Origin of the sequence: Mycobacterium sp. (assembly GCF_049673265.1) — a bacterium.
In the GTDB taxonomy this organism is placed as follows: domain Bacteria; phylum Actinomycetota; class Actinomycetes; order Mycobacteriales; family Mycobacteriaceae; genus Mycobacterium.
Genome location: NZ_JBATXN010000581.1, coordinates 1 through 4843 on the forward strand (window position 1 = coordinate 1; position 4843 = coordinate 4843).

General features: G+C 65.9%; 4 protein-coding genes and 2 pseudogenes. 4 read left to right on the forward strand and 2 right to left on the reverse strand.

What is annotated here, in order from left to right:
• Nucleotides 1-285: pseudogene (locus WBF82_RS19790) on the forward strand (hypothetical protein); the annotation flags it as partial.
• Nucleotides 286-289: 4 nt separating this feature from the next.
• On the opposite strand, the gene WBF82_RS19795 reads toward WBF82_RS19790, so the two are convergent.
• Complete coding sequence (locus tag WBF82_RS19795) at nucleotides 290-1132, reverse strand: dienelactone hydrolase family protein (RefSeq protein ID WP_424384642.1); 843 nt, start codon at nucleotides 1130-1132, stop codon at nucleotides 290-292.
• Nucleotides 1133-1159: 27 nt separating this feature from the next.
• Nucleotides 1160-1609 carry a cupin domain-containing protein gene (locus tag WBF82_RS19800; RefSeq protein ID WP_424384643.1) on the reverse strand — a complete coding sequence of 150 codons (450 nt, stop codon included), beginning with the start codon at nucleotides 1607-1609 and terminating at the stop codon, nucleotides 1160-1162.
• Between the two features lie 261 nt (nucleotides 1610-1870).
• Between WBF82_RS19800 and WBF82_RS19805 the strand changes: the two genes are divergently transcribed.
• From WBF82_RS19805 to WBF82_RS19815, 3 genes and pseudogenes are all read left to right on the forward strand, one after another.
• Nucleotides 1871-2272, forward strand: coding sequence for a hypothetical protein (locus WBF82_RS19805; protein ID WP_424384644.1), 402 nt, complete (start codon nucleotides 1871-1873; stop codon nucleotides 2270-2272).
• Nucleotides 2273-2438: 166 nt separating this feature from the next.
• On the forward strand, nucleotides 2439-4307 hold the full coding sequence (gene glmS, locus WBF82_RS19810; RefSeq protein ID WP_424384645.1) for a glutamine--fructose-6-phosphate transaminase (isomerizing): 1869 nt from the start codon (nucleotides 2439-2441) through the stop codon (nucleotides 4305-4307).
• 80 nt (nucleotides 4308-4387) lie between these two features.
• A pseudogene (locus WBF82_RS19815) lies at nucleotides 4388-4843 on the forward strand (N-acetylglutaminylglutamine amidotransferase); the annotation flags it as partial.

Here is a 4843-nt window from a genome sequence, read left to right on the forward strand (position 1 = left end):
GGCGACACCAGCGACGACGACGACAACGACGACACCGACGACGAGGAGACTGCCGACGCCCATCCCGCCGCCGCAGACCCCACCGACGAAGATGTCACCGCGGAAGTGCCCGCTGAGAACCCGCCAGCGCCAAGCGATTCCGCTGATGAGCCGGTACATGACCAGGACACGCCACCGCCGGATGCCCCGCCCGCAGAGGCGCCGCAACCGAAGCCCAACCCGCCGTCCGATGGATCAACTCCGTGCGAGATCGCCGCAGACGAACTGCCTCAGGCCGGGCAGTGACCGTTTAGCCCTTGAGTAACGCGACGAACTTTTCTTCCGGGGTTACCGGCGCGGCCTCTTCCTCGGCGGCGACCGTCTTCGGTAGCTGTACGTCGGGATCGCCGAAGTCGCGATACGTCTTGTCGCCGGCGAGCACATACAGCAGATACCCGGTCAGCAAGGCGCGAATCACCTTGTGGGTCTTGCGATCCGGACCGCTCAGTCCGAACACTGTCGCCAGCCGCCGGCCCTCAGCGAGCCCGCTGGGTTGGGCTTTGCCGACCACCCGTAGCGTGGCCGGGCGCCAGGCCCGGGACAGGTCAATGGCGTTGGAACGTAACTTCTTGGCATCGCCGGCAGCGCTGAACACCACACCGGGCACGCTCAAGGTGGCGGCTGGTTGTTCGGCCGGCGGGTTGGTGACGGTCGGGAAAATCGCGGCCACCGCCTTGGGTTTGGCGGTCATACCGGCCGCCGCGAATACCGCGGCCGAGCCGCCGAAGCCGTGGCCGATCACGCCGAGTTTATTGGGATGCACGCTGATTTGGCCCGGGCCCAGGCGTACTCCTGCGGCGATGTCGAGTGCGGTGCCCAAATCGAAGGCCAGGTTCAGCACCGATGGCGCCAGTCCGCGCTCGGTGTCCGGGGCCGCCGCGACGATGCCCCACGAGGCCAGGTGCTCCAGCAGGCGCGAATAGCGCTCGACGCCGGTGAGCCAGTCGTGGCCGAAGGCCAGGCCGGGCAGGTTCAGTCCCGCTTCGGGGGTGTAGACCACGCCGGGCAGGCCCGCAAACGCCAAGTCGCCGCGCAGGACGCGATGCGGCCCGGGCCGGGCGAGGGCGGCAAAGAGCTTGCGAGTGCTGGGCACCCGTTGACGGTAGCGCAGCCCGATGGGCTAGAGCGCGTAGAGCTCTGGCAGATTGACGACGATTGCCTCTTGCGTGCTGCGAGCGATGACGACGGTCGCCGGCTGGTCTGGACTCGGATTCTGTTCGCGATGCGGCAAATAGGGCGGTATGAAGACGTAGTCGCCGGGATTGGTCGCGATCCGCACCTCTTGGTCGCCGTCATGGAAGACGAAGTCGGGGTGGCCGCTCAGCACGAATATCGCCGTCTCGGATTCGCCGTGGTGGTGGTTGGCCGACATCGCCTGCGGGTGCACATGCGTCTCACCCATCCAAAGTTTTTCCGAGCCGACCGTGCGTCCGCTGATCGCCGCGAAGCGCAGCATGCCCTCGCTTTGTGCGGTGTCGGCGTCGATGTCAGCCGACTTGACATGGTGCACGCGATTGCGGTCGATCTGTCGACTTTGCTGCAACGTGGGATGAAACCCGTCATCGGTCACTGGTGTCTCCTCCTCTTGTCGACGGTTGCCCTTCCCCATGTTCGGCACATGTCCAGTGTCGCCCAGATGGAAACCGGTCGTATGTCGGGCGGGAGCTTAAGTTCCTGCGGCAATGCCCCGCTTGGCCGGCTTACGTCGCCGTAAACCCCACTGACCTCGGTTATTGAAACCCAGCCAGTACCAAGCTCATTCATAGCAACTCATAAGAAAATGTCCAGTGTGGGCGTTTGGGCGCACCTGTCTGGGTGGTACTAAAAAAGGGTGAAAAACATCAAAAGAATTGCAGCTGCGACTGCCCTCACCACCGGTCTTGGACTCGCTGGTTTGGGCGCGGCGAGCGTTGCTGAGGCTTTCCCCGGGCCGGGCGGGCCGATGCCGAACTATCACTGGTGCCCCGGCCAATTCTGGGACCCGGGGTGGGGTGGCAACTGGGACTGGGGCCGCTGCCACGACGACAACTACTTCGACGGTGACAACCACGACCAGGACCACTGGCATGGCCAGGGCAATTGGCACCCGGACAACGACGGTCGGGGACCCGGGGGTCCGGGCGGGCAGGACAACGACGGTCGGGGACCCGGCGGTCCGGGCTGGCAGGGCGACCACAGCGGACCCGGCCCCGGCGGCCAGGGCGGCTGGAACGGCGGCCACGGCGGCCACTGACCGCCTCGGCCATTGCCGTCGCTTCGGGCAGGCTAGCCGGAGCAAGCGCGGGACTGTGGTGAAAACGCAGATGCCCAGGTAGTGGCCGCATTTTCCGGATAAAACTGCATCGACGAGGGACCTGTGCAGCCGCTCCAGGGGGGCGGCTGCACTACCCTGGTCACCTATGTGCGGAATCGTCGGCTACGTCGGGCAGCAGCCTGCCCGCGACGTTGTCGTCGACGCGCTGCGCCGGATGGAGTACCGCGGATACGACTCGGCGGGCATCGCGCTCGTTGACGGGGCGGGCAAGCTGACGGTGCGGCGGCGAGCCGGACGACTGTCTAACTTGGAGGGCGCGCTCGCGGAGACCGAGCCGACGGCATTGGCCGGTTCCACCGGCCTCGGTCACACCCGTTGGGCAACACACGGACGTCCCACCGACCGCAACGCGCACCCACATCGTGATGCTGCGGGCAAGATCGCCGTCGTCCACAACGGGATCATTGAGAACTTCGCGATCCTGCGCCGCGAGCTGGAAGCCGCCGGAGTGGAGTTCGCCAGCGATACCGACACCGAGGTCGCCGTCCACCTGGTGGCGCGGGCCTATCACCACGGCGAGACGGCCGGCGACTTCGCCGGTTCGGTGCTAGCGGTGCTGCGGCGCCTGGAAGGCCACTTCACCCTGGTGTTCGCCAACGCCGACGAGCCCGGAACCATCGTCGCCGCCCGCCGCTCCACACCGTTGGTCGTCGGCATCGGCGACGGCGAAATGTTCGTCGGCTCCGACGTGGCCGCGTTCATCGGGCATACCCGCGAAGCGGTGGAACTCGGGCAGGACCAGGCCGTGGTGATCACTGCCGACGGCTACCGGATCACCGACTTCGACGGCAACCCGGATGACGCAAGTGCCCGGCGATTTCATATCGACTGGGATCTGGCCGCCGCCGAGAAGGGCGGCTACGAGTACTTCATGCTCAAGGAGATCGCCGAGCAACCCACCGCCGTGGCCGATACGCTGCTCGGGCATTTCGTCGACGGCCGGATCGTGCTCGATGAGCAGCGGCTCTCCGATCAGGAGCTGCGCGAGATCGACAAGGTTTTCGTGGTCGCCTGCGGTACCGCGTATCACTCGGGGCTGCTCGCCAAGTACGCGATCGAGCACTGGACCCGGCTGCCCGTCGAAGTGGAGCTGGCCAGCGAATTCCGCTACCGCGACCCGGTGCTGGACCGCAGCACGCTGGTGGTGGCCATCTCGCAATCCGGTGAGACCGCCGACACCTTGGAGGCGGTCCGGCACGCCAAGGAGCAGAAAGCCAAGGTCCTGGCCATCTGCAACACCAACGGCTCGCAGATCCCGCGCGAATGCGACGCGGTGCTCTACACCCGCGCCGGACCGGAGATCGGGGTGGCGTCGACAAAGACGTTCTTGGCGCAGATCGCCGCCAACTACCTGGTCGGCCTGGCGCTGGCGCAGGCCCGCGGCACCAAATACCCCGATGAGGTCGAACGCGAGTACCGCGAGCTGGAGTACATGCCGACCTTGGTCGCCCGGGTCATCGCCGAGATCAGGCCGGTGGCCGCCCTGGCGAATCAGTTCGCCCAGGCGTCGACCATCCTGTTCCTCGGTCGCCACGTCGGCTACCCGGTAGCGCTGGAAGGTGCATTGAAGCTCAAGGAACTGGCCTACATGCACGCCGAGGGCTTCGCCGCCGGTGAGCTCAAACACGGCCCGATCGCGCTCATCGAAGACGGCCTTCCGGTCATCGTCGTGATGCCGTCCCCCAAGAGCTCGGCCATGCTGCACGCCAAGCTGCTGTCCAACATCCGCGAGATCCAGACCCGCGGCGCCATCACCATCGTCATTGCCGAGGAAGGCGACGACACCGTACGCCCGTATGCTGATCACTTGATCGAAATCCCGGCGGTGTCAACACTTTTCCAGCCGTTGCTGTCGACGATTCCGCTGCAGGTGTTCGCCGCCTCAGTAGCGCAGGCGCGCGGTTACGACGTCGACAAGCCGCGGAATCTGGCCAAGTCGGTCACCGTCGAGTAAGTGGCTGGTTTCACTCGTCCTCCGGCGGGGCAGTAACGACAGCTGGGTGGAGCACACTCGACCTAGACGGAAGAGGAGACATGTGCGGTATCTGCGGTGAGATCCGCTTCGACGGCCAAGCGGCCGATGTCGACGCCGTAGTCCGGATGACCGGTGCGATGACCTCGCGCGGACCCGACTCCGACGGCGTGGTTGCGCACGGGCCGGTGGCCTTCGGTCATCGGCGGCTGTCGATCATCGACCTCTCCGCCCACGGCGCCCAGCCGATGGTCGACAGTGATCTCGGGCTGACGCTGGTGTTCAACGGCTGCATCTACAACTACAAGGAGCTGCGCAAGGAGCTTGCGGCCGACGGCTATCGCTTCTTCTCGACCGCCGACAGCGAGGTCGTGATCAAGGCCTTTCACAAATGGGGGACGCATTGCGTCGACCGCTTCAAGGGCATGTTCGCGTTCGTCATCGTCGAACGTGACTCCGGGGTGGTCACGATGGCGCGAGACCGGCTGGGCATCAAGCCGCTGTATCTGGCGTCCTCG

Excerpts from the sequence above, each read along its gene's own strand:
- glmS (WP_424384645.1), top strand. The coding sequence starts at position 2,439 with ATGTGCGGAATCGTCGGCTACGTCGGGCAGCAGCCTGCCCGCGACGTT.